The organism is Kitasatospora sp. NPDC032150 (genome assembly GCF_055579945.1).
The window spans coordinates 15,192-40,718 of record NZ_JBVIMH010000032.1 but is presented as its reverse complement, the minus strand read 5'-3'; the positions used below and the strand labels follow the sequence as shown (position 1 = coordinate 40,718).

The 25,527-nt window shown below is 71.7% G+C and carries 23 protein-coding genes; 13 read left to right on the top strand and 10 right to left on the bottom strand.

Annotated elements, in window-relative coordinates:
* Positions 1-28 precede the first annotated feature (28 nt).
* The gene (gene tal / locus ACZ5ON_RS28700; protein ID WP_465598774.1) at positions 29-1,144 is read right to left on the bottom strand and encodes a transaldolase; all 1,116 of its coding nucleotides are present in this window, start codon (positions 1,142-1,144) and stop codon (positions 29-31) included.
* Between the two features lie 197 nt (positions 1,145-1,341).
* Entirely contained in the window at positions 1,342-3,441 is a 2,100-nt protein-coding gene (gene tkt / locus ACZ5ON_RS28695) for a transketolase (protein ID WP_465598772.1), read from the bottom strand.
* Positions 3,442-3,898: 457 nt separating this feature from the next.
* Here tkt and ACZ5ON_RS28690 point away from each other — a divergent pair, with 457 nt between their 5' ends.
* Together ACZ5ON_RS28690 and ACZ5ON_RS28685 are read left to right on the top strand one after the other, a co-directional pair.
* Complete coding sequence (locus tag ACZ5ON_RS28690) at positions 3,899-4,843, top strand: heme o synthase (protein ID WP_465598770.1); 945 nt, start codon at positions 3,899-3,901, stop codon at positions 4,841-4,843.
* A gap of 125 nt (positions 4,844-4,968) precedes the next feature.
* Positions 4,969-5,307: a hypothetical protein gene (locus ACZ5ON_RS28685; RefSeq protein WP_465598768.1), complete on the top strand. Its 339-nt coding sequence runs from the start codon at positions 4,969-4,971 to the stop codon at positions 5,305-5,307.
* A 63-nt stretch (positions 5,308-5,370) separates the two neighbouring features.
* On the opposite strand, the gene ACZ5ON_RS28680 is transcribed toward ACZ5ON_RS28685, so the two are convergent.
* Positions 5,371-6,345, bottom strand: a complete 975-nt coding sequence (locus ACZ5ON_RS28680) for a COX15/CtaA family protein (RefSeq protein ID WP_465598766.1) — start codon at positions 6,343-6,345, stop codon at positions 5,371-5,373.
* Between the two features lie 691 nt (positions 6,346-7,036).
* On the opposite strand from ACZ5ON_RS28680, the gene ACZ5ON_RS28675 reads away from it, so the two are divergent.
* The gene (locus ACZ5ON_RS28675; protein WP_465598764.1) at positions 7,037-7,672 is read left to right on the top strand and encodes an LAETG motif-containing sortase-dependent surface protein; all 636 of its coding nucleotides are present in this window, start codon (positions 7,037-7,039) and stop codon (positions 7,670-7,672) included.
* An 8-nt stretch (positions 7,673-7,680) separates the two neighbouring features.
* Here the strand turns inward: ACZ5ON_RS28675 and ACZ5ON_RS28670 are convergent, their stop codons facing one another.
* The 3 genes from ACZ5ON_RS28670 to ACZ5ON_RS28660 all read right to left on the bottom strand — a co-directional run bounded on the left by ACZ5ON_RS28670 (position 7,681) and on the right by ACZ5ON_RS28660 (position 10,141).
* Positions 7,681-8,322: a DUF2461 domain-containing protein gene (locus ACZ5ON_RS28670; RefSeq protein WP_465598762.1), complete on the bottom strand. Its 642-nt coding sequence runs from the start codon at positions 8,320-8,322 to the stop codon at positions 7,681-7,683.
* 113 nt (positions 8,323-8,435) lie between these two features.
* Entirely contained in the window at positions 8,436-9,170 is a 735-nt protein-coding gene (locus tag ACZ5ON_RS28665) for an ABC transporter permease (RefSeq protein ID WP_465598859.1), read from the bottom strand.
* Positions 9,171-9,214: 44 nt separating this feature from the next.
* Complete coding sequence (locus ACZ5ON_RS28660; RefSeq protein WP_465598760.1) at positions 9,215-10,141, bottom strand: ABC transporter ATP-binding protein; 927 nt, start codon at positions 10,139-10,141, stop codon at positions 9,215-9,217.
* A 347-nt stretch (positions 10,142-10,488) separates the two neighbouring features.
* Here ACZ5ON_RS28660 and ACZ5ON_RS28655 point away from each other — a divergent pair, with 347 nt between their 5' ends.
* From ACZ5ON_RS28655 to ACZ5ON_RS28620, 8 genes are read left to right on the top strand one after another with little or no spacing between them, the layout of a single operon-like run.
* A complete protein-coding gene (locus tag ACZ5ON_RS28655; RefSeq protein ID WP_465598857.1) occupies positions 10,489-11,337 on the top strand; it encodes a helix-turn-helix transcriptional regulator in 849 nt (282 codons plus the stop codon).
* Positions 11,334-12,749 carry a Fe-S cluster assembly protein SufB gene (gene sufB / locus ACZ5ON_RS28650; RefSeq protein ID WP_465598758.1) on the top strand — a complete coding sequence of 472 codons (1,416 nt, stop codon included), beginning with the start codon at positions 11,334-11,336 and terminating at the stop codon, positions 12,747-12,749. Before ACZ5ON_RS28655 ends, sufB begins: the two co-directional genes overlap by 4 nt.
* A 58-nt stretch (positions 12,750-12,807) precedes the next feature.
* Complete coding sequence (gene sufD / locus ACZ5ON_RS28645) at positions 12,808-14,043, top strand: Fe-S cluster assembly protein SufD (RefSeq protein ID WP_465598756.1); 1,236 nt, start codon at positions 12,808-12,810, stop codon at positions 14,041-14,043.
* Positions 14,040-14,357, top strand: a complete 318-nt coding sequence (locus ACZ5ON_RS28640; protein WP_465598754.1) for a bifunctional 3-phenylpropionate/cinnamic acid dioxygenase ferredoxin subunit — start codon at positions 14,040-14,042, stop codon at positions 14,355-14,357. The genes sufD and ACZ5ON_RS28640 overlap by 4 nt, the downstream gene beginning before the upstream one ends.
* Before the next feature lie 6 nt (positions 14,358-14,363).
* On the top strand, positions 14,364-15,140 hold the full coding sequence (sufC, locus tag ACZ5ON_RS28635; RefSeq protein WP_465598752.1) for a Fe-S cluster assembly ATPase SufC: 777 nt from the start codon (positions 14,364-14,366) through the stop codon (positions 15,138-15,140).
* Between the two features lie 20 nt (positions 15,141-15,160).
* Complete coding sequence (locus tag ACZ5ON_RS28630; protein ID WP_465598855.1) at positions 15,161-16,408, top strand: cysteine desulfurase; 1,248 nt, start codon at positions 15,161-15,163, stop codon at positions 16,406-16,408.
* A gap of 17 nt (positions 16,409-16,425) precedes the next feature.
* Positions 16,426-16,878: a Fe-S cluster assembly sulfur transfer protein SufU gene (sufU, locus tag ACZ5ON_RS28625; protein WP_465598750.1), complete on the top strand. Its 453-nt coding sequence runs from the start codon at positions 16,426-16,428 to the stop codon at positions 16,876-16,878.
* 11 nt (positions 16,879-16,889) lie between these two features.
* Positions 16,890-17,264: a metal-sulfur cluster assembly factor gene (locus ACZ5ON_RS28620; RefSeq protein WP_465598747.1), complete on the top strand. Its 375-nt coding sequence runs from the start codon at positions 16,890-16,892 to the stop codon at positions 17,262-17,264.
* A gap of 270 nt (positions 17,265-17,534) precedes the next feature.
* Here the strand turns inward: ACZ5ON_RS28620 and ACZ5ON_RS28615 are convergent, their stop codons facing one another.
* A complete protein-coding gene (locus tag ACZ5ON_RS28615; RefSeq protein WP_465598745.1) occupies positions 17,535-18,857 on the bottom strand; it encodes an MFS transporter in 1,323 nt (440 codons plus the stop codon).
* A 416-nt stretch (positions 18,858-19,273) separates the two neighbouring features.
* Here ACZ5ON_RS28615 and ACZ5ON_RS28610 point away from each other — a divergent pair, with 416 nt between their 5' ends.
* The gene (locus tag ACZ5ON_RS28610) at positions 19,274-20,935 is read left to right on the top strand and encodes a hypothetical protein (protein WP_465598743.1); all 1,662 of its coding nucleotides are present in this window, start codon (positions 19,274-19,276) and stop codon (positions 20,933-20,935) included.
* A 163-nt stretch (positions 20,936-21,098) separates the two neighbouring features.
* Here ACZ5ON_RS28610 and ACZ5ON_RS28605 read toward each other — a convergent pair whose 3' ends face one another.
* Together ACZ5ON_RS28605 and ACZ5ON_RS28600 are read right to left on the bottom strand one after the other, a co-directional pair.
* Complete coding sequence (locus ACZ5ON_RS28605; RefSeq protein WP_465598741.1) at positions 21,099-21,545, bottom strand: SRPBCC family protein; 447 nt, start codon at positions 21,543-21,545, stop codon at positions 21,099-21,101.
* Positions 21,546-21,569: 24 nt separating this feature from the next.
* Positions 21,570-22,013: a VOC family protein gene (locus ACZ5ON_RS28600; protein ID WP_465598739.1), complete on the bottom strand. Its 444-nt coding sequence runs from the start codon at positions 22,011-22,013 to the stop codon at positions 21,570-21,572.
* 203 nt (positions 22,014-22,216) lie between these two features.
* On the opposite strand from ACZ5ON_RS28600, the gene ACZ5ON_RS28595 reads away from it, so the two are divergent.
* Entirely contained in the window at positions 22,217-23,494 is a 1,278-nt protein-coding gene (locus ACZ5ON_RS28595; protein ID WP_465598737.1) for a hypothetical protein, read from the top strand.
* A 295-nt stretch (positions 23,495-23,789) separates the two neighbouring features.
* On the opposite strand, the gene ACZ5ON_RS28590 is transcribed toward ACZ5ON_RS28595, so the two are convergent.
* The gene (locus tag ACZ5ON_RS28590) at positions 23,790-25,442 is read right to left on the bottom strand and encodes a PucR family transcriptional regulator (protein WP_465598735.1); all 1,653 of its coding nucleotides are present in this window, start codon (positions 25,440-25,442) and stop codon (positions 23,790-23,792) included.
* Positions 25,443-25,527 lie beyond the last annotated feature (85 nt).

The window sequence follows — 25,527 nt, the reverse complement described above, 5'->3', positions numbered from 1 at the left end:
CGCTTTCGGTGAATGTGAGCGGGTGAGATCACTTCTCGGCGGCGAGGGCGGCCAGGGAGGCGGTGACGGTGTCGAGCAGCTCGTTCCAGGACTGCTCGAACTTCTCGACGCCCTCGTCCTCCAGCACCTGGACGACATCGTCGTAGTCGACACCGGCGGCGGCGATGGCCTCCATCACGGCCTTGGCGTCGTCGTAGTTGGTGGTGATGGTGTCACCGGTGACCACACCGTGGTCGTCGGTGGCGTCCAGGGTGGCCTCGGGCATGGTGTTCACGGTGCCGGGGGCGACCAGCTCGGTGACGTACAGGGTGTCCGGCAGGGAGGGGTCCTTGACACCGGTGGAGGCCCACAGCGGACGCTGCGCGTTGGCACCGGCGGCCTCCAGGGCCTTCCAGCGGTCGGACGAGAAGACCTCCTCGAAGGCCTGGTAGGCGAGGCGGGCGTTGGCCAGGGCCGCCTTGGAGCGGAGCTGCTTGGCCTCGCCGCCGACCTTGTCCAGGCGCTTGTCGATCTCGGTGTCCACGCGGGAGACGAAGAACGAGGCGACCGACTCGATCTGCGAGAGGTCCAGACCGGCGGCCTTGGCCCGCTCCAGACCGGTCAGGTAGGCGTCCATCACCGCGCGGTAGCGCTCCAGGGAGAAGATCAGCGTGACGTTGACGCTGATGCCCTTGGCGAGCACGGCCGAGATGGCGGGCAGACCGGCCTTGGTGGCGGGGATCTTGATGAACACGTTCGGGCGGTCCACCAGCCACCACAGCTGCTTGGCCTCGGCCACGGTGGCCTCGGTCTGGTGGGCCAGGCGCGGGTCGACCTCGATGGAGACCCGGCCGTCACGGCCGTTGGAGGCGTCGTAGACCGGGCGCAGCACGTCGGCCGCGTCGCGCACGTCCGAGGTGGTGATCATGCGGACGGCCTCGTCGGTGGTGACCTTGCGGACCGCCAGGTCCTTCAGCTGGCCCTGGTAGGCCGCGCTGCCGCCGCCGATGGCCTTCTGGAAGATGGTCGGGTTGGTGGTGACACCCACCACGTGCTTGCTCTGCACCAGTTCGGCCAGGTTCCCGCTGTTCAGCCGGTCACGGCTGAGGTCGTCCAGCCAGATCGCCACGCCTTCGTCGCTGAGGCGCTTCAGTGCGTCAGTCATGGTGCTTCATCCTCTTCTTCGTCTTCGTACGTCTGCAGTGGGGTGGTCTGCCGAGCCGGGTATCCGATGTGCGGTCGGACACCCGGCCCGTTGCGGTTCGCCGGCCGAAGGGCGTCCGGGGCCGGTGCGGACGATCGTCGCTGGTGCGTCGGTCTTCGCTTTCGGCATCGGCACGCCCTTCGGCCGGGGAGCGGGGGCTAGCGGGAGATGGCCTCGACCGTGCGGAGCGAGGCGCGGGCGGCGTTGGCCACGGCGTCCGCGGTCAGGCCGAACTCACGGAAGAGCACCTTGTAGTCGGCGGAGGCGCCGTAGTGCTCCAGGCTGATGATCCGGCCGGCGTCGCCGACCAGCTCGCGCCAGCCCTGGGCGATACCGGCCTCGACCGAGACGCGGGCCCGGACGTTCGGCGGCAGCACGCTGTCGCGGTACGCCTGGTCCTGCTCGTTGAACCACTCGATGGACGGCATGGAGACCACGCGGGTCGGGATGCCGTCGGCCTCCAGCTCCTCGCGGGCCTTGACGGCGAGCTGCACCTCGGAGCCGGTGGCGATCAGGATCACCTTCGGCGCGAAGTTGGACGCCTCGGCCAGCACGTAACCGCCCTTGGCGACGCCGTCGGCCGGGTTGAAGACCTCGCGGTCGAAGGTCGGCACGCCCTGGCGGGTGAGCGCCAGGCCGACCGGGCCGGGGTGGCTGGAGTGCCGCTCGGCGATGGCGCGCCAGGCGACGGCGGTCTCGTTGGCGTCGGCCGGGCGGACGACGGACAGGCCCGGGATGGCGCGCAGCGCGGCCAGGTGCTCGACCGGCTGGTGGGTCGGGCCGTCCTCGCCGAGGCCGATCGAGTCGTGCGTCCAGACGTAGGTGACCGGCAGCTTCATCAGCGCGGCGAGGCGGACCGCGGGGCGCATGTAGTCGGAGAACACCAGGAAGGTGCCGCCGAAGACCCGGGTGTTGCCGTGCAGCGCGATGCCGTTCATGGTCGAGCCCATGGCGTGCTCGCGGATGCCGAAGTGGATGGTCCGGCCGTACGGGTCGGCCGACTTCAGCGGGTTGCCCTCGGGCAGGAAGGAGCTGTCCTCGTCGATGGTGGTGAGGTTGGACTCCGCGAGGTCGGCCGAGCCGCCCCACAGCTCCGGGATCACCGCGCCGAGCGCCTTGAGGGTGTCGCCGGAGGCCTTGCGGGTGGCGACGTCCTTGCCGGCCGGGAAGACCGGGACGGCCTTCTCCCAGCCGTCGGGGAGCTCGCCGGCGGTGATCCGGTCGAACTCGGCGGCGCGCTCCGGTTCGGCCTCGCGCCAGGCGTGGAAGCCCTTCTCCCACTCGGCCCGGGCGGCCTTGCCGCGCTGGACGACCTCGCGGGCGTGGTTGACGACCTCGTCGGTGACCTCGAAGGTCTTCTGCGGGTCGAAGCCCAGCACCTTCTTGGTGGCGGCGATCTCGGCCTCGCCGAGCGCCGAGCCGTGCGCCTTGGCGGTGTCCTGGGCGTTCGGGGCCGGCCAGGCGATGATGGTGCGCATCCCGATGATCGACGGCCGGGAGGTCTCGGCGCGGGCCGCCTCCAGGGCCGCCGCGAGGGCGTGCACGTCGATGTCGCCGTCGGTCTTCGGCGCCACCCGCTGGACGTGCCAGCCGTACGCCTCGTAGCGGGCCAGGACGTCCTCGGAGAAGGCGGTCGCGGTGTCGCCCTCGATCGAGATGTGGTTGTCGTCGTACAGCGCGACCAGGTTGCCCAGCTTCTGGTGGCCGGCCAGCGAGGACGCCTCGGCGGAGATGCCCTCCTCCAGGTCGCCGTCGGAGACGATCGCCCAGATGGTGTGGTCGAACGGGGACTGGCCCGCCGGGGCCTTCGGGTCGAACAGACCGCGCTCGTAGCGGGCGGCCATCGCCATGCCCACCGCGTTGGCGATGCCCTGGCCGAGCGGGCCGGTGGTCGTCTCCACACCGGCGGTGTGGCCGTGCTCCGGGTGGCCCGGGGTGCGGCTGCCCGCGACGCGGAAGGCCTTGAGGTCGTCGAGCGACAGCCCGTAGCCCGACAGGTACAGCTGGGTGTACAGCGTCAGCGAGGTGTGCCCGGGCGAGAGCACGAAGCGGTCACGGCCGGCCCAGGCAGGGTCGGTGGGGTCGTGGCGCAGGAAACGCTGGAAGATCAGGTACGCCGCGGGGGCCAGCGACATGGCCGTCCCCGGGTGGCCGTTGCCCACCTTCTGGACGGCGTCCATGGCCAGGACACGGGCGGTGTCGACCGTGCGCTGGTCCAGCTCGGTCCACTCGAATGCGTTCGTCGGCGTGGTGCTCACCCTGAGTCAGGGCTCCTTCCATAAATGAAGAGTGACCCCGTGAGGGACCGGTCGGCCACGTCATTGTGGACCTGACGTCTGAATGGTGCCGGTCACGGAGGGTTGATCCCGCTTCTCTGTGCGAGCCTACCGCCAGAGCGGGCCCCGACCTGCGTGGCGGGACAACCAGGGCCGCGTGGCCCCGATTCCCGGCAGGGCGGGACGCACCTTGTCCTACCCTGTCCCATCTCGATCAGCTTTGCGCGTCCAAGGGCCAAGACGGCCCGGGCCCGCTCCGGAAGGACCGGAGGGCCGCTGTTCAGGGGTTCACCCGGCGGTGTGCGGTTGCGCCCCGCCGGGGGACCCCGAGGCCGGGCCGGAGATATGGAGCGTCTAAGGTGGCGTGGTACGCGCAGCGCGGTCGTGACGGCAACCAAGCGGTCCCGGGGACGCCTGTGAAGATTCATCTTGAGTTGGGGTGTTCGTGACCGCCGTCGAGAGCCGCCCTGCCGGGACGGTCGGGGCGAGCCCTGCGCACCGGCCGTTCGGGGCCCGCGTAGGGGCATTCGTTGCACTGACCAAGCCTCGGATCATCGAGCTGCTGCTGATGAGCACCGTCCCGGTGATGTTCCTGGCGCAGCATGGGGTGCCCAACCTGCTGCTGGTCCTGAAGGTGGTGCTCGGCGGTTACCTGTCGGCCGGCGGTGCCAACGCGCTGAACATGTACATCGACCGTGACATCGACGCGGTGATGTCCCGTACCGAGCGCCGCCCGATCGTCACGGGCATGGTGTCGCCGCGCGAGGCGCTGCTGTTCGGCATCGCGCTGGCGGTCGGCTCCACGCTCTTCCTCGGGCTGCTGGTGAACTGGCTGTCCGCAGGCCTCGCGCTGTCCGCGCTGCTGTTCTACGTCTTCGTCTACACGCTCGGCCTGAAGCGGCGCACCACCCAGAACATCGTCTGGGGCGGGATCGCGGGCTGCATGCCGGTCTTCGTCGGCTGGGCGGCGGTGCGCAACTCGCTGTCCTGGTCGGCGCTGGTGCTCTTCCTGGTGATCTTCTTCTGGACGCCGCCGCACTACTGGCCGCTCTCCATGAAGGTCCGGGAGGACTACCAGAAGGCCGGGGTGCCGATGCTCCCGGTGCTCAAGGGCAACCTGGCGGTGGCCAAGCAGATCGTCGTCTACTCCTGGGTGATGGTGGCCGTCTCGCTGGCCCTGTGGCCGCTGGGGCACACCTCCCTGCTGTACCCGGTGGCGGCGGCCGTGCTCGGCGCGTTCTGGCTCAAGGAGGCGCACGGCCTGTACAACCGCGCCAAGGCCGGGATCGTGGGCGCGCAGCTGAAGGAGATGCGGCTGTTCCACTGGTCGATCACCTATCTGTCGCTGCTCTTCGTGGTCGTGGCGGTGGACCCCTTCCTCTGATCGACCGGCTGTACGAAAGGCCCGACCTGGTCCAGGTCGGGCCTTTCCGCATGTGGCGGCAGGTGTGTCGGGCCGCACACGGCAGCGGCGTCGCAGGAGTGTCTACTGCTGGGTAGCATGCGGGCATGACCAGCGCAGAGACCGCCACCAACGTCCCGCAGGACGCCCGCGCCGAGCGCCGCGCGAAGCGCATCGCCAAGCACATCGAGAGCTTCACCCGGCAGCACGGCGGCAGCGCCGACGGCGTGGTCGAGTACGTCGGCCGTACCGCCACCCGGATCGTCCTGGTGGGCGCGGACGGCACGTGGGGCGACCAGGTCGCCCCGACCTACGCCGTCGGGCGCCGGGCCGCCGAGCTGTCCGGGGTGACCCTGCACGACAGCTTCGAGGGCGAGCTGGGGCTCAAGGTGAAGACCGGTGCGTACGAGTGGAAGCGGATGGCCGGCATCCAACTCGGCGGCTGACCGCGGGGACGACGAGAGGCCCTGATCCCGCCGATTGCGGGATCAGGGCCTCTCGTCGTGCTCTCAGGCGGCCTGGAGGGTCCTGGAGGCCGCCTCGGCGCCGGCCGGGACGGGCTCGTCGGCGCGGGTGCGCAGGGCCAGCGGGACGCGCAGGGCGGCGGCCCAGACCAGGGCGGCGCCGAGCATGTGCAGGCCGACCATGACCTCGGGGGCGTCGGTGAAGTACTGCACGAGGCCGAGCAGGCCCTGGGCGAGCAGGACGAACAGGAGCTCGCGGACCCGGGCCCGGGCTGCCGCCGGCGCCTTCACGGCGGCGAAGGCGAAGACCAGTGCGACCACCAGGCCGATCGACAGGAAGACCAGGTCGGCGTGGGCCTGGACGAGCCGGTCGTAGTCGATCGGGATCCGGTACACCGGCTTGCCGCCGTCGCTGGAGGAGCCCGGGTGGTGGCCGGCGCCGGTCACCACCGTGCCGACCAGCACCAGCAGTCCGATCACCGCCACCATCAGCTGCGAGAGCCGTACCAGCGGCTGGGAGACCAGCTGCTCCGGGGCGCCGTCGCCCTCCTTGGCGCGCTCCCACATCAGCAGGGCGACCCAGACCAGGCCCATGGCGGCCACCATGTGGACCGCGACGACGTACGGGTTGAGGCCGGTCAGCACGGTGATGCCGCCGATCACGGCGTTGCTCATCACCAGCCAGAACTGGGCCCAGCCGAGCTTGGTGAGGCTGCGGCGCCACCGCTGGTGGCAGCGGGCCGCCAGGGTGGCCCAGGCGATCGCCGCGCACAGCACGTAGGTGAGCATCCGGTTGGTGAACTCGATGACGCCGTGGATGCCCATCTGGGGCGTCGGCGTCAGGCTCTCACCGGTGCAGCGGGGCCAGGTGGTGCAGCCCAGGCCGGAGGCGGTCAGCCGGACGGCGCCGCCGGTGAGCACGATCACTACGCTCATCACCAGTGCGGCGAAGGCGGCCCGGCGAACGGTCTCGACGGACGGCTGCCAGCGGTCGGCGAGGAGGGAGGAGGGGGTACGCACCCGTTCATCCTAGGTTGGCTTATACCGGATCTTGGCCCGGGGGCGTGCCGGAGCAGCGGGCCGAGCGGATCGGACAATTCTCCACAGACCGGTCGATGTTCCTATCCGGCGGCGTGCGGGTAAGCGTGGGCGCCGGTGAGGCGGCGCACGGCAGCGGAGGGCACTCCGGGGAGCAGGTAGGCTCTGGTGGTCCTGAGACGCGCCGGGACGGCCCCAGGGCCCGTCCCCGACCGGCTCGGCGGTCTGCCCGCCGGGTCGCGTGCCGTCTCGATCGCGCAGGCGTCGGCCGCCCCTCCGCCAGTGCCACGGCCAAGGCCGAAGGCAGCGGAGACGGTAGTCGAACCGCGTTCACCGGTGGCACCGCGAAGCCGAGCGGCTTCGCGGTGGCTGCCGGGCAATCGCAGGGCGCCGAGGAGCCCGCCGGCCCGTCGGTCGGCCGGGAGTCCTGAGGTCGCGCCAGGCGTAAGTGCGCACTGTTCGATCGGAATCGGTCAGGCGGTGTGCATTTTCCGTTATCGCCTGTGCCGGAGTCCCTTGTTGTGATGGGCTGTTGGGCCACATGCATCCGGCCATCCGGCGGGGTGGCACAACGGGTCCGGACCGGTAGAGTGCCGCACCGCAGGCCAGGCTCCGGGCGATCGGAACTGTCAACGCCCGTCCATGGCAAGGTCGTTCGGGAAGGGGCTTCGGCGTGGCGGGACAACGACGGACTCGGATCGGCGCACTGGCGGCAGCGGCCGCGCTCGGCACGGTGGCACCCCTGGCGCTAGCCGGCAGCGCTTCGGCCCACATCCCCGTCTGGACGGTGACCTGCGACAAGATCAGCGTCAAACTGACCGACTACAACCCGCAGTTCAAGAACACCGTCACCCTCGTTCTGGACGGTGAGGAGCTGGTCGACGAGAAGACCTTCGGCGATGCCTACAGCCAGAGCTTCGCCGTTCCGTCGCACAGCGCGGACGTCAAGGCCGAGCTGATCGTCCGCACCACGGAGGACCCGGGCAACACCGACTGGAACATCGACCGGACCGAGAGCATCGCCCCCTGCCGGACCTCGCCCTCGCCCAGCCCCAGCCAGAGCCCGAGCCACAGCCCCTCGCCCTCGCCTAGCCCGCCGCAGAGCGCCAGCCCGACCCCCAGCCCGACCCCCAGCCCCTCGCACAGCAGCAAGAGGCCCACCCCCTCGCCGAGTTCCTCGGCCCCCGAGCTGGCCTCCACCGGCGGCGGCAGCGGGACCCCGGTGATCGCCGTGGCCGGTGCGGTCGTGATCGCGATCGGCGGTGGACTGCTGTTCGCCACCCGCCGTCGCTCCGCGCGCCGGCACTGATCGGGCGGCTACCGCTCGGGGAGTTCGCTCGGGCCGACGTGGTGGTCGAGCCAGGCCTTCAGGGGCAGGGAGGCGCGCAGGAAGGCGGTGATCCGCCCGGCGGCGGTCCGGGTGCCGAGCCAGGCGGCGGGTTCCCACTCCTGCCAGGCGACCAGGCCCTTGCAGCGGAGCAGGCCGATCCTGGGGTGGTCCTTGGGGTAGCCGCGCGGGGCGCTCTTGAGCTCGTCGCGGCCGTGCACGGTGGGGCCGGCCCGCTCGACCTCGGCGATCACGCGTTCGAGTTCGGCGCCGGTGATGTCCTCGGCGACGGCGGTGCGGTAGCGGGCCAGCTGGTCGGTGGCGAGCCGGTACATGCCGTTGCCGCAGGCCAGGCCGTCGGCGGAGAGCTGGATGTAGCCGCCGGTGCTGAGGTGGGCGCCGATGTGGGTCTTGTACGGGGACTTGTCGGCGCTGAACCGGATGTCGCGGTTGGGCCGGAAGATCTTGCCCGGGCCGAACTCGTCCTCCAGCTCGTCCAGCAGGTCGGCCATCGGGGCCCGGACCGACTCCTCGTAGGTGGCGCGGTGGGCGTTCCAGAAGGTCCTGGAGTTGTCGGCCTCCAGGTGCTCGTAGAACTCGAGCGCCTCGGCCGGCCAGCCGTGAAAGGTCACGGAACCAGCCTAGCCAGGGCCTGCCCGGCGGACCTCGCCGGGCCGGAAGGATCCGGACGGCCCGGGCGCCGGGGCGCGGGAGCCGCCCGTCTGCCCCCGGCGCCCCGGGCGGTCTACTCCCAGCGGAAGAAGCGGGCCGCCGCCGCCAGCCCCAGGGCGGCCCAGACCGCGAGGATGCCGAGGTCGGACCAGGGGACGCCGGAGCCGTACTGGAGGACCGAGCGCAGGCCGTCGGAGAGCGCGCTGATCGGCAGCAGTTCCAGGGCCGAGCGGATCGCGGCGGGGAACTTGGCGAGCGGGACCACCACGCCGCCGGCCAGCAGCAGCAGGATGAACACCAGGTTGGCGGCGGCCAGGGTGGCCTCCGCCCGAAGGGTTCCGGCCATCAGCAGGCCGAGGCCGGAGAAGGCGGCGGTGCCCAACACCAGCAGGCCGGCCAGGGCGAGCGCCCCTCCTGGTGTTGCCAGCCCGTGCGGGGCCCAGCCGAGGGCGAGGGCGATCACCGAGAGCAGCAGGACCTGCAGCACCTCGGTGACCAGGACGCAGCCGGTCTTGGCGGTCAGCAGCGCCCAGCGCGGCAGCGGAGAGGCGCCGAGCCGCTTGAGCACGCCGTAGCGGCGTTCGAATCCGACGCCGATGGCCTGACCGGTGAAGGCGGTGGACATCACGGCGAGCGCCAGCAGGCCGGGGGCCAGGAAGTCCACCCGCTTGCCGGGGCCGTCCACCGAGACCACGTCCACGGCGCTGAACAGCACCAGCAGCACGGTCGGGATCACCACGGTGAGCAGCAGCTGCTCGCCGTTGCGCAGCAGCATCTTCGTCTCGAAGGCGGTCTGCGCCAGCAGCATCCGGCCGACGGGTGCCGCGCCAGGTGCGGGGGAGTAGGAGGTGGTCACGATCGCAGGTCCCGTCCGGTCAGATCGAGGAAGACGTCTTCGAGGCTGCGCAGCCGCGCGGTGAGCCGCTCGGGGGCGGCGCCGGCCAGCGCGCACCATTCGTTGATCGCCGAGAGCACCTCGGGTTCGAGCCTGGCCTCGACGCGGTAGTGGCCGGGGGCGGTCTCGGCGGCGGCGACGCCGTCCGGCAGGAGCTTGCGCAGCGTGGCGAGGTCGAGTCCGGCGGGGGCCTCGAAGTGCACGCTGGACTCGCCGCCGCTGCCGCGGAGTTCCGCCGGGCTGCCGGCGGCGATGACCCTGCCGCGGTCGATGATGGCGACCCGGTCGGCCAGTTCCTCGGCCTCGTCCATGTAGTGGGTGGTGACGATCACGGTGACGCCGTCGCGCTTGAGGTCGCGGACGAGGTCCCAGGTGGCTCGGCGGGCCTGCGGGTCGAGGCCGGCGGTGGGCTCGTCCAGGAAGACCAGCTCGGGGCGGCCGACCACGGCCATGGCCAGGGCCAGGCGCTGCTGCTGGCCGCCGGAGAGGCGGCGGTAGGTGGTGCGGCCGCAGGATCCCAGCCCCAGGCGCTCGACCAGGGCGTCCACGTCCAGCGGGTCGGCGTGCAGCCTGGCGGTGTGGCGCAGCATCTCCACCGCGCGGGCGCCCGCGTACACGCCGCCGGACTGGAGCATCACGCCGACCCTGGGGCGCAGCTCGCGGGCGTCGGCGATCGGGTCGAGGCCGAGGACGCGGACGGTGCCGGCGTCCGGGCGGCGATAGCCCTCGCAGGTCTCGATGGTGGTGGTCTTGCCGGCGCCGTTGGGGCCGAGTACGGCGGTGACGGCGCCGCGTTCGACGGTGAGGTCGAGGCCGTCCACGGCCGTCTTCTCGCCGTAGCGCTTGACCAGTCCGGTCACCTCGACGGCGGGTGAAGTCTGCATACCGGCGAGTGTAAGAGGACCTGACACGTGGCCTTCACTTGCCCACTCGCCGCCAGGCGCTCGTACTCGGCGCCGACGCTCGCCCTCCTTGCCCGCCATCGAGCAGGAGGGGCCCTGCTCCGCCGCTCGCTTCACTCGCTTGTCACTCGTCCCTTTCGACGTCGGCGCGCCGCCCCCCAGCCTCCGGCCGGGGGTACCCCCTCGGCTCGGGACGGGTTCACACCGCGTGCCGTGATCGTTTCCGCGGGCCAGGTAAGGCTTGCCTGCGTGACGGATGACATGGGTGAGGCGTGGATCACGGCTTGTTTCACGGGAAGGAATTACGCAACAATCGTGTTGTGAAAAACATGCGCGAGCAGGTGGATCAGCAGGAGGCCGAGTCGGCCCCCGGCTGTGCCGTGCCCGCGACGGCGGCCGAGGTACTGCTGGAGGGCCACCGGGCCACCCGGGACCGGGTGGCCCGTTCGATCCTCGACCACGGCCCTTCCTCCGCCGCCGACCTGGCCAGCCGCCTCGGGCTGACCGCCGCGGCCGTCCGCCGTCACCTGGACGGACTGCTCGCCGCCGGTCTGGTCGAATCCCGCGAGCAGCGGGTCTACGGCAGCCGGGGCCGGGGCCGTCCCGCCAAGGTCTTCGTCCTCACCGAGTCCGGCCGGGACGCCTTCTACCAGGCCTACGACCAGCTCGCCGCCGACGCCCTGCGCTGGATCTCCGAGTCGGTGGGCGGCGGCGAGGCGGGCGAGGAGGCGGTCGCCGCCTTCGCCCGGGCCCGGTTCGGCAAGCAGGGCCAGAAGTACCTCGCCATGCTCGGCCAGGCCGCACCGGAGCAGCGCACCGAGGCTCTCGCCCAGGCGCTGAGCGCCGACGGGTACGCTGCCACGGTGCGGCGGGTGCCGTCGACCGCCGCGAAGGCCCCGGCGGGCGCCCAGCTCTGCCAGCACCACTGCCCGGTCGCGCACATCGCCGAGCAGTTCCCGCAGCTCTGCGAGGCGGAGACCGAGGTCTTCTCCCGGCTCCTGGGCACCCATGTGCAACGGCTGGCCACCATCGCCCACGGTGACGGGGTCTGCACCACCTATGTGCCGGCACCCGGTGCCGCATCGTCGCCCGGCCCGCGCCGGGCTCCCGATGCCGTGCCGACTGCCGGTACGTCTACCGATCAGAATTCAGCGTCCGCGCGGAGGAACCTCGCATGACTGACACCGTTTCGCACCCGGAGCTCGAGGGCCTGGGCACCTACGAGTACGGCTGGGCGGACCCGGACGTCGCCGGTGCCGCCGCCAAGCGGGGCCTGAGCGAAGACGTCGTCCGCGACATCTCGGCGAAGAAGAACGAGTCCGAGTGGATGCTCAACCTGCGTCTCAAGGGCCTGAAGCTGTTCGAGAAGAAGCCCATGCCGACCTGGGGTTCGGACCTCTCCGGCATCGACTTCGACAACATCAAGTACTTCGTCCGCTCCACCGAGAAGCAGGCCGAGTCCTGGGAGGACCTGCCCGCGGACATCAAGGCGACCTACGACAAGCTGGGCATCCCGGAGGCGGAGAAGCAGCGCCTGGTCGCCGGTGTCGCCGCGCAGTACGAGTCCGAGGTCGTGTACCACCAGATCCGCGAGGACCTGGAGGCGCAGGGCGTCATCTTCCTGGACACCGACACCGCGCTGCGCGAGCACCCGGAGCTGTTCAAGGAGTACTTCGGCACCGTCATCCCGGCCGGTGACAACAAGTTCGCCGCGCTCAACACGGCCGTGTGGTCCGGCGGTTCGTTCATCTACGTGCCGAAGGGCGTGCACGTCGACATCCCGCTGCAGGCCTACTTCCGGATCAACACCGAGAACATGGGCCAGTTCGAGCGGACGCTGATCATCGTCGACGAGGACGCCTACGTCCACTACGTCGAGGGCTGTACCGCGCCGATCTACTCCTCGGACTCGCTGCACAGCGCCGTGGTCGAGATCATCGTCAAGAAGGGCGGCCGCTGCCGCTACACGACCATCCAGAACTGGTCGAACAACGTCTACAACCTGGTCACCAAGCGCGCCGTGGCGTACGAGGGCGCGACCATGGAGTGGGTCGACGGCAACATCGGTTCCAAGGTCACCATGAAGTACCCGGCCGTCTACCTGATGGGCGAGCACGCCAAGGGCGAGACCCTGTCGATCGCCTTCGCGGGCGAGGGCCAGCACCAGGACGCCGGCGCCAAGATGGTCCACATGGCACCGAACACCTCCTCCAACATCGTCTCCAAGTCGGTGGCCCGGGGCGGCGGCCGGACCTCCTACCGCGGTCTGATCGAGATCGGCGAGGGTTCGCACGGCGCCAAGTCCAACGTGCTCTGCGACGCGCTGCTGGTCGACACCATCTCCCGCTCGGACACCTACCCGTACGTGGACGTCCGCGAGGACGACGTGTCCATGGGCCACGAGGCCACCGTCTCCAAGGTCAGCGAGGACCAGCTCTTCTACCTGATGAGCCGCGGCATGACCGAGTTCGAGGCGATGGCGATGATCGTCCGCGGCTTCGTCGAGCCGATCGCGCGCGAGCTGCCGATGGAGTACGCGCTGGAGCTCAACCGGCTGATCGAGCTGCAGATGGAGGGCTCCGTCGGCTGACACCCGGCCGAGGTCCCGTCCATCCACACCTTTGAGGAAGAGAGCACTACGAACAGCCATGGCTGACGTTCAGAACACCTCCGGCGCCACCACCGCCGGTTCGATCGAGGTCGGCACCACCGGAGCCGGTGCCCAGCTGGCCGGGCCCGGCACCGGCCGGGCCACCGTCCAGCAGCCGATCGACGCCCGCGTCGCGGTGAAGCCGTCCTACGACGTGAACGACTTCCCGGTCCCGCACGGCCGTGAGGAGGACTGGCGGTTCACCCCGCTGCACCGCCTCGGCGGGCTGCACGACGGGAGCGCCGCCGCCGCGGACAAGGGCGAGGACAAGGTCGAGCTGAGCCTGCCGGCCGGCGTCACCGCCGAGACCGTCGGCCGCGAGGACGCCCGTCTCGGCAAGGCGGGCAAGCCGGTGGACCGGGTCGCCGCGCAGGCGTACAGCGGCTTCGAGCAGGCGCTGGTCGTCACCGTCCCCAAGGAGACGGTGCTGACCGAGCCGGTGAAGATCGACGTGCACGGCGAGGGCGGGGTCCGCTTCGCGCACGTGGTGATCGACGTCAAGCCGTTCGCCGAGGCCGTCGTGGTGCTGAACCACACCGGCACCGGCACCCGCGCCGCCAACGTCGAGCTGCTGGTCGGCGACGGCGCCAAGCTCACCTTCGTCTCCGTCCAGGACTGGGAGCGCGACGCGGTGTACGCCGCCCAGCAGTCCGCCCTGGTCGGCCGGGACGCTTCGCTCAAGTCCGTGCTCGTCACCTTCGGCGGCGACCTGGTCCGGATCCACCCGCGGGTGCGCTACACCGCCTCCGGCGGCGAGGCCGAGCTGTACGGCCTGTACTTCGCCGACGCCGGCCAGCACCTGGAGCACCGCCTGATCATCGACCACGACACCCCGCACTGCCGGTCCAACGTGGTCTACAAGGGCGCCCTGCAGGGCCAGGACGCGCACGCGGTCTGGGTCGGCGACGCGCTGATCCGCGCCGCCGCCGTCGGCACCGACACCTACGAGCAGAACCGCAACCTGGTGCTCACCGACGGCGCCCGGGTCGACTCGATCCCCAACCTGGAGATCGAGACCGGCGAGATCGTCGGCGCCGGCCACGCCTCGGCCACCGGCCGCTTCGACGACGAGCAGCTCTTCTACCTGCAGGCCCGCGGCATCCCGGCCGACGAGGCCCGCCGCCTGGTGGTCCGCGGCTTCTTCGCCGAGCTGGTCCAGCAGATCGGCGTCGCCGAGATCCAGGACCACCTGATGGAGAAGATCGAGGCCGAGCTGGAAGCGACGGTCGGATGAGTTTCCTGCGCGCCTGCTCGCTGAGCGAGCTCCACGAGGACGTGCCCAAGCGCGTCGAGCTGAACGGCGTCCCGGTCGCCCTGGTCCGCACCGAGGGCGAGGTGTTCGCGATCAACGACATCTGCTCGCACGCGAACGTCTCCCTCTCCGAGGGCGAGGTCGAGGACTGCAGGATCGAGTGCTGGCTGCACGGCTCCAGCTTCGACCTGCGTTCCGGCAAGCCGTCCGGGCTTCCCGCCACCAAGCCGGTCACTGTCTACCCCGTAAAGATCGAAGGGGACGATGTGCTCGTCTCCGTCAACCAGGAGTCCTGAGTACACATGGCAACGCTTGAAATCCGTGACCTGCACGTCTCCGTCGAGACTGGTGACTCGTCGGATGGCCCGCGCAAGGAGATCCTGCGCGGCGTCGACCTGACCGTGAAGCAGGGCGAGACCCACGCGATCATGGGCCCCAACGGCTCCGGCAAGTCCACCCTGGCCTACTCGCTGGCCGGCCACCCCAAGTACACCGTCACCAGCGGCTCGGTGCTGCTGGACGGCGAGGACGTGCTGGCGATGTCGGTCGACGAGCGTGCCCGCGCCGGTGTCTTCCTGGCCATGCAGTACCCGGTCGAGGTCCCCGGCGTCTCGGTCTCCAACTTCCTGCGCACCGCCGCCACCGCCGTGCGCGGCGAGGCCCCGAAGCTGCGCACCTGGGTGAAGGAGGTCAAGGAGACGATGGCCGCCCTCCAGATGGACCCGGCCTTCGCCGAGCGCAACGTCAACGAGGGCTTCTCCGGTGGTGAGAAGAAGCGCCACGAGATCCTGCAGCTGGAGCTGCTCAAGCCGAAGATCGCGATCCTGGACGAGACCGACTCCGGCCTGGACGTCGACGCGCTGCGTGTCGTCTCCGAGGGCATCAACCGGGTCCGCGCCACCGGCGAGGTCGGCACCCTGCTGGTCACCCACTACACCCGCATCCTGCGGTACATCCAGCCCGACTACGTCCACGTCTTCGCGGGCGGCCGCATCGTCGAGTCCGGCGGTGCCGAGCTCGCCGACAAGCTGGAGGAAGAGGGCTACGAGGCCTACGTGAAGGGCGGCGCTTCCGAGTGACAACCCATCCTGGCTCGGCGCTGACCGGGCTGCTCGACACCGAGGCGATCCGCAAGGACTTCCCGGTCCTGCAGCGTCTGCTGCACGACGGCAAGCCCCTGGTCTACCTGGACAACGCGGCGACCTCGCAGAAGCCCCGGCAGGTGCTGGAGGCCCTCAACGCGTACTACGAGCGGCACAACGCCAACGTGCACCGCGGTGTGCACGTGCTGGCCGAGGAGGCCACGGCGCTGTACGAGGGCGCCCGCGACAAGGTCGCGGCCTTCATCAACGCGCCGAGTCGGGACGAGGTGATCTTCACCAAGAACGCCTCCGAGTCCCTCAACCTGGTTGCCAACATGCTGGGTTGGGCCGACGAGCCGTACCGGGTGGACGCGGACTCCGAGATCGTCATCACGGAGATGGAGCACCACTCCAACATCGTTCCGTGGCAGCTGCTCTCGCAGCGCACCGGCGCGAAGCTGAAGTGGTTCGGGCTGACCGACGAGGGCCGGCTGGACCTCTCCGACATCGACGAGCTGATCACCGAGAAGACCAAGGTGGTCTCCTTCACCCTGGTCTCCAACCTGCTGGGCACCATCAACCCGGTCGAGACCATCGTCCGCAAGGCCCAGTCGGTCGGTGCCCTGGTGGTGATCGACGCCTCGCAGGCCGCGCCGCACATGGTGCTGGACGTCCAGGCGCTGGAGGCCGACTTCGTCGCCTTCACCGGCCACAAGATGCTGGCCCCGACCGGCATCGGCGTGCTCTGGGGCCGCCAGGAGCTGCTGGAGGACCTGCCTCCGTTCCTCGGTGGCGGCGAGATGATCGAGACCGTCACCATGGGCTCGTCCACCTACGCCCCGGCGCCGCACAAGTTCGAGGCGGGCACTCCGCCGATCGCCCAGGCGGTCGGCCTCGGCGCGGCCATCGACTACCTGTCGAACATCGGCATGGAGAAGATCGCCGCTCACGAGCACGCGATCACCGAGTACGCGGTCGAGCGCCTGCTGGAGGTCCCGGAGCTGCGGATCATCGGCCCCCGCACGGCCGTCGACCGCGGTGCCGCGATCTCCTTCACCCTCGGTGACATCCACCCGCACGACGTGGGCCAGGTGCTGGACGAGCAGGGCATCGCCGTGCGGGTCGGCCACCACTGCGCGCGGCCGGTCTGCCTGCGGTACGGAATTCCGGCGACCACCAGGGCGTCGTTCTACCTGTACTCCACGCCGGCCGAGGTCGACGCACTGATCGCCGGTCTGCACCACGTCCGCAACTTCTTCGGCTGAGGGCTGGGTTCACCGACATGAAGCTCGACTCGATGTACCAGGAGATCATCCTGGACCACTACCGCAACCCCCACGGCAAGGGGCTGCGGGACGGCGACGCCGAGGTGCACCACGTCAACCCGACCTGCGGGGACGAGATCACCCTGCGGGTCAAGCTCGACGGCTCGGTGGTGGCGGACATCTCCTACGAGTCGCAGGGCTGCTCGATCAGCCAGGCCAGCGCCTCGGTGCTGAACGACCTGGTGGTCGGCAAGACCGTCGGCGAGGGCCGGGCCATCCAGGAGGCCTTCCTGGAGCTGATGCAGAGCAAGGGCCAGGCCGAGGGCGACGAGGAGGTGCTGGAGGACGCGGTCGCGTTCGCCGGTGTCTCCAAGTACCCCGCCCGGGTCAAGTGCGCGCTGCTGAGCTGGATGGCCTGGAAGGACGCCACCGCGAAGGCCCTCGCCGAGCAGCCCGCCATCAACGACTGAAGGACGTATCAATGAGCGAGACCGAGAGCACGGTTGCCGAGAGCAGCCCCGACGGGCCGGTGGGCACCAGCGCCGGAACCGTGTCCGTCGAGGACCTGACCGAGGCCCTGATGGACGTCGTCGACCCCGAGCTGGGCATCGACGTCGTCAACCTGGGCCTGATCTACGGCGTCCACATCGACGAGGACGACGTGGCCACCATCGACATGACGCTCACCTCGGCGGCCTGCCCGCTGACCGACGTCATCGAGGACCAGGCCAAGACCGCCACCGACGGTCTGGTGAAGGACCTGCGGATCAACTGGGTCTGGATGCCGCCGTGGGGCCCCGACAAGATCACCGACGACGGCCGCGATCAGCTCCGCGCCCTCGGCTTCAACGTCTGATCGCCCGAGCTTTCCGCCACCGCCCCGTGGATCCCCCTTTCGAGGTAACGGTCCACGGGGCGGTGGTGTATCTGCGTGCGGACGGCCATGCTGGGCGCGTGGTGGCCGCGATTGGATCCGCGGCAGTCCGGCGTCACCCCTGTTCAGTGAGCCGGACTCCGCGTCCGGGAGGTACGAGACCGCCGAGACCTGGAATTTCGGCGATCTCGTCCGGTCGCCCGAGCCGTTCGGTGTCGAGATCCGCACCGAATCCTGGCGTCCCTGGTCGGACTAGCGCCGCCTGACCACCGCCCCCGCCAGGCCCAGGCAGGCCGCGGCCGCGAGGCCGACGAAGCCGCTGACGGACGGCAGCAGGCCGTAGGAGCGGACCAGGGCGCCCACGCCGACGATCGGCAGGGAGCTGCCCAGGTAGATGATCACCCAGAGGGTGGAGAGTTCGCTGCCGCGGCGCTCGGGGTCCATGGCGGCGACCGCGGTGGTGAACAGGGAGCGGAAGGCCACGCCCTGGCAGGCGCCGCCGAGCACGCTGCCGATGAAGAGCAGTGCAGCGGTGCCGGTGTAGCCGGCGGCGACCACCATGCCGAGTCCGGCGGCCAGGCCTGTCATGCCGAGGGCGATCACCAGGCGGTCGGCGGTCGGCGGGACGAGCAGCTGGGCGGCGGCCGAGGAGCCGAGCAGCAGGGCGGCGACCACCGCGCCGGTCAGGTGCGAGGAGGTGTGCAGCACCTTGGCGGAGAAGGCGGGTGCCAGGCTGAGGTAGACACCGAAGACCGCGTAGGAGACGAAGCCGGCCCCGGCGGCGAGCAGGAACTCGCGGCGGCCCCGTGCGGGCAGGGCGAGCCGCTTGGGCCGCAGATGGGCCGGGGTGGTGATGCGCGGCGGGGAGGACTCGGGGCGCAGCCCACCGGGCATCCGGGGGTGGACCAGCGCGAGCGGGACGCAGAGCGCCAGCAGGGCCAGGGCGTGCACCAGGAACGGCGTCAGCAGCGGGTTGTTGCCGCCAGCCAGCAGCGCTCCGACGACCGGGCCGAGTGCGACACCGCCGGCCGAGCAGGCCAGGGTGAGTTTGGCGGCCAGGGTCTGGTGCTCCGGCAGCAGGTCGCCGAGGGCGGCGCCGGCGGCCCCGGTGGACAGGCCCACCGCGATGCCCTGGACGGCCCGTCCGGCGGCGAGCTGACCGAAGCTGCCCGCGGTGGCGAAGAGCGCGTCACCGCCGGCGGCCAGCGCGACGGCGGGCAGGATCATCGCCCGCCGGCCGAGGTGGTCGGACCAGTGGCCGACCGCTGCCAGCACCGGGACCAGGGCGAAGACGTAGATGGTGAAGAGGATGGTGGTGTCGAGCGCGGTGAGCCCGAGGCGCTGCTGGAGCACCGGGTAGATCGGCGTCGCCAGGTTGGCACCGATCAGCAGGAACAGCAGGGCGGCGGCGACCAGGCCGACGCGTATGCCGCGCACCGCGTTCCAACGGCTGATCGCGGAGAGCTGGAGTTGCGTACGTGGTGCGAGCTCCAGGGGGAGCAGGGCCTCCGAGAGCCGGCGTACCGGGTTCTGCGCCGTGGGCAGTCCGGGGCCGGCGGTGGAGAGGTCCGCCATGGCAGGGGTCTCCTGTGGCCAGGCGCAACCGGGCCCGGGCAGGGCCTGGGGTGGTGGCCTTGAGTCGGAGTCGCCGGCGGCGCGGGTGAGTGGTACTGCCCTCCTGCCGGGGCGGTTCCCGATGTCCCGTGGGCGGGCAGGGGAGGGCGCCGGTGTGGAGGGTGGGGTGGGCGTCGTTGCCCGGTGGCCGTGCGGGGTGTGCACTGCGCCAAGCGAAGGATACGTGTTCGGTTCGGGTGTCAGCGGCGCGAGGACCGGTCGGTCGGGCACGCGGCCGCGCCGACGGCTACGCTGAGTAGATGGACCGGTACCCACACCCGGTCCTGTGGCGCAGTGACGGCTCGTCGAGGCGGGCGGGGCGTGAGCACTGTGAGCACCACCACTACGACAATTGTCAGTACGGGAGAACGCGCACGATGGCCGGACGACGTCGCACCAAGCCCGAGAACCCGGCGGAGAACGGGCCCGGAGCGAAGGACGAGGGCCTGCTGCCCGCCGACTACGAGCTGGCCGATCTGTACGGGGCGTTCGCGGCGCACGGCCGCGAGGAGGACGACATGGACGATGCCGTGGTGCTCGTACCGCCGGTCCTGTTGCCGCCGGAGGAGGAGCTGGCCGCAGCCGCGCTGGCGGTACCCCTGATCGACCACGCGCTGAAGCTCGCCCGCTGGGCCGAGCCGCACCGCGCGGTGGACGAGTTCGGCGACCTCATCGGCCCGGACCGGGCGCCCGCCGCGCGGCTGCTCGGCCTGGCACCCGAGCAGGGGAGCGCGCCGGAGGAGGCCGTGATCGAGGCGATGCGGGCCTGGTCGCTCGCCTGCGACCTGGAGCTGGTGGAGATCGGCACCACCGCCGAGGGCGAGCACGTGGCGGTCCCCGGGCCCGACCTGGCGGACGCCGAGCAGGGCGACCCGGAGACGGTCCTCGAACTGTGGCTGACCGCGGCCGGGATCGTGCGTGAGCTGGCCGCCGAGGCCGACTCGCTGGCCCTGGCGGAGGAGAAGCGCGAGCGCGCCGGGGCCGCGGAGGGCGCGGAAGAGTCGGCGGAGGCCGCCGAGGAGACCGACGAGGCCGAGCTGGCGGAGCTGGAGGAGTCCCGGCAGGCGGCGGCCGAGCTGTTGGACGAGGCGCTCCAGGTGCTCTACGAGACCACGGCCTTCGCCGAGCCCGGGCAGGAGACGGTGCCGCTCGGTGTGCTGGCCGCGCTGCTGGTGGTCCCCGAGGGCGAGGAGCCGGACGAGGAGATGCTCGGCGACATCACCGATGTGATGGTGACGCTGGACCCGATGCTCGCCGACCTGGCCGAGCTCGGGATGCTGGAGCACCAGCCGATCGATCCCGCGCTGTTCGAGGAGGAGTCGGACGAGGAGGCGTCGGCGGCGGACGAGGGCCTGCTGGACGATGCCGAGGTCGCCCGGTTCGGGACGGTCCGGCTCACCCCGCTCGGTCAGTACGGCGTGCGGCAGTGGCTGCTGGAGGACGGCTTCGAGGCCCCGCTGGTCGGTGAGCTGGCCCAGGGCACGGCGGAGGAGCTGCTGCGCGGCATCTCCGAGAACGACAATGTGCTGCCCGACCGGGAGCTGGCCGTCTGGCTCGCCGGCCGCGAGCCGGTGCAGGCGGCCCGCGAGCTGCTGGCGGCGGCCAGGGGGAACGACCCGTACGGCCCGGTGCGGCGGCTGCTCTGCCTGTCGGCGCTGGAGGTGATCGGGGCCGGGGCACAGGCCGCCGCGCAGGAGGTGGTGGACGACCCGCAGCTGGGCGGCGGGGTCCGGGCCTGGCTGCTCGAACAGGGCGTGGAGATCGGGGCGCCCGAGCGCCGGGTGGTGCTCTGGAGCCTGGTGGACACCTTCGCCGCGCAGCTGCTGACGAGCGAGGGGGAGAACGAGGCGCTGCGGGAGCTGGTGGCCGGGCTTCCGGTGGGTGAGCACGTGGTGGAGTTCTTCGCCGAGCTGTGGCGGGTCGAGCACCCGTACACGGCGGAGGTGCTGGAGGCGGTCGGCGAACTGCACGAGGACCGGAAGGTCGCCAAGGAGGCCCGCAAGGCGGCCTTCAAGGCCCGCTCCCAGCGCGGCAGGTAGCGGCGAGGGCAGGGGCGCGGGTGCCGTGCGGTCCGGCGGCGGTGCCGTGCGGGCGGTGCTCCGCGCCCTGACTCCCGGCCGGGGTGTCCGTACTGCCCCACGCACCCCGGGGCCCTGGGCCATCGGGTCCGGTGCGGAGGCCCTCCGCCCTGCGCGGGACGGATCACGCCAGATGGGCGCCCAGGCCCCGCCGGCCGGCCCGCATCATGGCGGCGTGGTTGGCGAGGAAGAGCGGGCGGGCGATCGGGGCGAGGCGGCGCATCAGGGGTTTGGTGGGGCGGACGTCCTCTTCGAAGAGCACCAGGGCGCCCGGGCCCCGGGCGGCCGGGCAGACCCGCCAGCGGGACCAGCCCCGGAGGTCGCCGCCGAGTTCGGCCTGGAGCAGGCCGGCCGCCGCGTCCCGGTACTGCTCGCGCACGGTGACGCGGAGCCCGTACGGCAGGATCGAGCGGATGGCCAACTCGCCGCTGTGCGCGTCCAGTTGCCGGACCGAGCGGATCTGCGGCCACCACTGCGGGTAGCAGGCGACGTCCTCCAGGGCCCGGTAGACCCGGTCCGGCTCGGCGGGCAGCTGCCAGACGGAGCTGAAGCGGTAGTGGTTGGGATCCAAGGTGGCCCCCGGGATGACGGGTTGCTACGGCAAGTCCAGACTGCCGCTCTCGGTGAACGGGAAGAAGGGGTTGTGGCAGAGCTCCCAGAGGTGGCCGTCCAAGTCCTCGAAGTAGCCGGAGTAGCCGCCCCACTCGGTGCCGGCCGGGGGCTTGACCACCGTGGCGCCCGCCGCGACGGCCGTCGCGAGGGCGGCGTCGACCAGCTCGGGCGATTCGAGGTTCACCGCGAGGGTGACGCCGCGGAAGGACGGTTCGTCCGAGACCGGCACACCGGCGTCGGCCGCGAGAGCCTCGGCGGGGAAGAGGCCGAGGGCGGAGTCCGCGGTGCGGAACCAGACGATCTCGGGGCTGGAGGCGCTGGACCGCTGCCAGCCCAGGGTCTCGTAGAACTCGGTGCTGCGCCGCAGGTCGGCGACGCCGAGGGTGATGATGCTGATTCTGGCCGGGATGTTCTTGGCTGCTGTCATGCCGCTCAGGGTAGGCAAGGCTACTGACAATCCGGCCCCGGTGCGGCCGGGTCGGTCATCTGCCCACCGTACGAGGGAAGCTGATGCTTCGGCAGGTCCTTCCCACGTATCGTGGGGGAGACGCGGCGCCGGTGTGCCGGGCCGGGCCCGGCGCGGTGGCGGCCGGGTTCGACGGTCGGGTGAAACACGCGGGGGTGCGGCAGATGAAGAGGCAGAGCGCGAGCAGGCCCCAGGAACCCGAGGACCTCCACGCCGACCAGGAGGGGTACAGCCGCCAGGTGCTCGCGCACGCGGACTTCCCGGTCTACGGGGTGGATCGTGCCTCCAGGGGCGGGGGAGTGCATCGCGCGGACCCGGCTCGCGGCGGCGAGAACACGCCGTCGGGTCGCGGTGCCGAGGCGGCGGAGAGTTGCCAGGACAGTGACGCCCTGGCCGAGTACGGGTTCTGCGGCGGCCGGCTGCGCTGGGTCGAGGTGCGGTCCGGCGACTGGAGTTCGGTCGAGGGGCCGTACGTCACCGTCCGCACCTACCGGCCCGGGGTCGATGTCGCGCAGCTGCCCGAGCTGGAGGACGTGGTCGAGGACGAACGCGACCGGCTCTTCGAGCAGTTGGGCATCGACGAGGGTGACGGGCCCGGCAGCGTACGGGCGGTGCGTGAGTGGATCACCGTGGAGGGCGAGCCGAGGGCCGTCCAGATCCACGAGGACCGGGCCAGGCAGGAGGATCGGCACCGCAGTCCGGAGTGCCGGCTCGCCGACGCGGTCTCGGAGGCGGTGCTCGGCGTGGAGTCCGGCGCGGGCGCGGCGTCCCGGGGCGAGGAGGAGGGCCGGCGCGGGCCCGTCTGGGCCGGGCGGTTGCGGGTGGGCGGCGTCACCGTGACGGTGACCGGGCGGGGGGTGCCGCCGGGCGGCGTCGAGCTGAAGCGGATCGACGACTTCGAGCGCTACGTCCTCGGCCGGACCGAGCTGATGCGGAAGCTGGCCGCCCGACAGGCCGACCCAGCCGCCCTCGAGGAGCGTGAACTCCCGCCCGTGGCAGGAATGGAGGCGCACCGGGCGGTGGTGGAGCACGCGGTGCGCGAGTCACTGGCGATCGCCGCGCGGATCCGTGAGGACCGGCCGCCCCGGGTGCCGAGGCGTTCGCGCGGCGAGGCGGCGGCGGTCCGTTGGGAGGCCGCCCTGCGGCAGCAGATGAGGCTGGCCTCGGAGACCAGGGAGGAGGCCGCCGAGGCGGTCACCACCATGGTCAACCACCTAACCAGGCTGGCCCAGCAGGCGGACTGGGCCGTCGGCACGCCCGAGGGCCGGGCCGCGGTGGAGGAGGTGATCCGGTACACGGTGTTCGCGAGCGAGGTGCCCAGCCTGCCGGCGCAGCGGGCCTGGGAGCAGCTGTGGTCGGGGCTGGTGCGCAACGCCTCCGGTGCGGAGGAGGCGTGGCTGACGGCGTGGGAGCGGTGGCGGGTGGAACGTGGCCGGCACTGAACGGGCCGGTGGGGTAGTGGAGTTGGACCCCGGGGCGCGCGCGGACGCCGGCCGGCGCGGGCGTGCGGGAGCACCGCGCTCAGGGCGGTCCGGATGGGCGCCCGGGGCGGTTTCATGATGCGCCGGGGGGAGTTCGCAAAGCAATAGTCATGTGCGGGGAATCGGTGGGTAAAGTCCCGCCCTGGGGTGTGGTTGGACCCGTGCCGGGTTCACCGGTGACGCGGAGTCCGCCGGATGCAGGGGAGGTCGCCTCGCCCGGGGGCGGGGGGCGGCCCCGGAGCTGGGCGGCCCGCGGCTACGCCGGTCCCTCCGCGGGCAGGCGGAGCTGCAGCATCGCGAGCAGGCGCTGCTGCGGTTGGGCGAGGTCGATGCCGGTCAACTGCTCGGCCCGGCGGACCCGGTAGCGCAGGGTGTTGGGGTGGATGTGGAGCGAGTCGGCCGCGACCCGGACCTCGCCGAGGGCGTCCAGCCAGGCGAGCACCGACTCGGCGAGCCGGGTGCCGTGGCGGCGGTCGTACTCCATCAGTGCGGACAGCCTGGGATCGCGCAGCCCCGGACGGTCCTGGAGCAGCGCGAGCACCTCGCTGACCAGTACCTCCGCCTGGACGTCGATCAGCGCGGCGACGGCCAGGTCGACCCCGCCGCGGCCCATCGCGTCCAGGATCCGGTCGGCCTGCGCCCGCGACTCGGGCACCGCCGCCAGGCCGTCCACCGTGGAGCCGATCGCCGCCCGCAACCGGATGCCCAGGTGCTCCCCGGCCGCCGCGACCACCTCCTGCGCCCAGCTGCGCACGGTGGTCATCGGCAGCGCGGCGGGCAGTTCCGGCAGTAGGACGTACACCCGGGAGTCGATCGGGGCGAGCAGCGCGCTGCGGTGCCGGGCGGCGGTGTGCACCGAGATCAGGCCGGTGACCTCGCCCATCGCGAGTTCCAGGGCGCGGCCCTCGCCCGGGGAGTCCGCGGCGTACGCCAGCACGGTGGCCGGGCGGCGCAGGTCGAGCCCGAGGTGGGTGGCCAGTGACTGCGGCCCGGTGGAGCCCTCCAGCAGCCCGATGAGCAGGGTCTGGGTCAGCCGTACGTCCGCCGACAGTTCACGCCGGCGGCGGACCAGCTGGGCCGCCGCGACCCGGGCCGCGCCGACCAGTGCCTGCTCGGCCAGCGGGGCGAGCGGCTGGGCGCCCTCCTGGACCCAGATGGTGCCGAGCGGCTGCGCGCCCGCGCGGATGCCGATCGCCAGCCGGCGGCGCAGGCCCAGCTCCGGGTGCGGATCGACCGCGATCACGCTGTCCGAGCTGCGCAGGTGCTGGAAGATGCCCCACTCGCGGAGCTTGGACAGGTACGGCTCCGGGCCCTGCCAGCCGAGGATGGAGAGCCTGCGCAGGTCGTCGACCTCGTCGGAGTCGGAGGAGCGCGAGTAGGCCAGCACCCGGCTGGAGGTGTCCTCGATGGAGACGATGCCGCCGGTCAGTACGGCGATGGTCTGGGCGAGCGAGAACAGGTCACCGGCGTTGTGCTCGGGGGTCTCGGGGGCGTCCGGGCCGGCGATGATCGCCCGGGCGAGGGAGTCCAGGTGCTCCCAGCGGGTCTCCCGGCGGACCGAGAGCAGGGCCACGCCCGCCTCGGTGGCCGCCTCGCGCAGCGCGTCCGCCTGGCCGGGGGCGTCCAGCTTGACCGCGACGGCCGCCGCGCCGGCCCGGCCGGCCGCGCGCAGTGCGGGCAGTGCGGCCCGGCCCCGGGCGCCGATCGCCAGCACCAGCTCGCCGGGGGAGGCGGTGGCCGGGTCCTCCGGGTCGAGGATGGCCACGTCCCGTACGGGTACGTCCAGACCCGCCGGGGCGGCCTGAAGCTCCACCAGCGGCTCGCCGAGCGACATCAGCAGCTGCCGCAGCGGCAGCCCGTGCACCGCGGCCGGGGAGGTGCCCGGGGCCGGAGGCGTCGAAGTCGACATCGGCTCGACCCTCCTTCGTCCGGTCGGACAACCCTGTCTGAATGACTTTAGCCGCCCGGCCAATCATGTGCTCCTGCCTCGGGGA

Excerpts from the sequence above, each read along its gene's own strand:
- tal (WP_465598774.1), bottom strand. The coding sequence starts at position 1,144 with ATGACTGACGCACTGAAGCGCCTCAGCGACGAAGGCGTGGCGATCTGG.
- ACZ5ON_RS28685 (WP_465598768.1), top strand. The coding sequence starts at position 4,969 with ATGACCAGCGCAGAGACCGCCACCAACGTCCCGCAGGACGCCCGCGCC.
- ACZ5ON_RS28665 (WP_465598859.1), bottom strand. The coding sequence starts at position 9,170 with ATGCTGCTGGCGCAGACCGCCTTCGAGACGAAGATGCTGCTGCGCAAC.
- ACZ5ON_RS28660 (WP_465598760.1), bottom strand. The coding sequence starts at position 10,141 with ATGCAGACTTCACCCGCCGTCGAGGTGACCGGACTGGTCAAGCGCTAC.
- ACZ5ON_RS28655 (WP_465598857.1), top strand. The coding sequence starts at position 10,489 with ATGCGCGAGCAGGTGGATCAGCAGGAGGCCGAGTCGGCCCCCGGCTGT.
- sufB (WP_465598758.1), top strand. The coding sequence starts at position 11,334 with ATGACTGACACCGTTTCGCACCCGGAGCTCGAGGGCCTGGGCACCTAC.
- sufD (WP_465598756.1), top strand. The coding sequence starts at position 12,808 with ATGGCTGACGTTCAGAACACCTCCGGCGCCACCACCGCCGGTTCGATC.
- ACZ5ON_RS28640 (WP_465598754.1), top strand. The coding sequence starts at position 14,040 with ATGAGTTTCCTGCGCGCCTGCTCGCTGAGCGAGCTCCACGAGGACGTG.
- sufC (WP_465598752.1), top strand. The coding sequence starts at position 14,364 with ATGGCAACGCTTGAAATCCGTGACCTGCACGTCTCCGTCGAGACTGGT.
- sufU (WP_465598750.1), top strand. The coding sequence starts at position 16,426 with ATGAAGCTCGACTCGATGTACCAGGAGATCATCCTGGACCACTACCGC.
- ACZ5ON_RS28620 (WP_465598747.1), top strand. The coding sequence starts at position 16,890 with ATGAGCGAGACCGAGAGCACGGTTGCCGAGAGCAGCCCCGACGGGCCG.
- ACZ5ON_RS28615 (WP_465598745.1), bottom strand. The coding sequence starts at position 18,857 with ATGGCGGACCTCTCCACCGCCGGCCCCGGACTGCCCACGGCGCAGAAC.
- ACZ5ON_RS28610 (WP_465598743.1), top strand. The coding sequence starts at position 19,274 with ATGGCCGGACGACGTCGCACCAAGCCCGAGAACCCGGCGGAGAACGGG.
- ACZ5ON_RS28600 (WP_465598739.1), bottom strand. The coding sequence starts at position 22,013 with ATGACAGCAGCCAAGAACATCCCGGCCAGAATCAGCATCATCACCCTC.
- ACZ5ON_RS28595 (WP_465598737.1), top strand. The coding sequence starts at position 22,217 with ATGAAGAGGCAGAGCGCGAGCAGGCCCCAGGAACCCGAGGACCTCCAC.
- ACZ5ON_RS28590 (WP_465598735.1), bottom strand. The coding sequence starts at position 25,442 with ATGTCGACTTCGACGCCTCCGGCCCCGGGCACCTCCCCGGCCGCGGTG.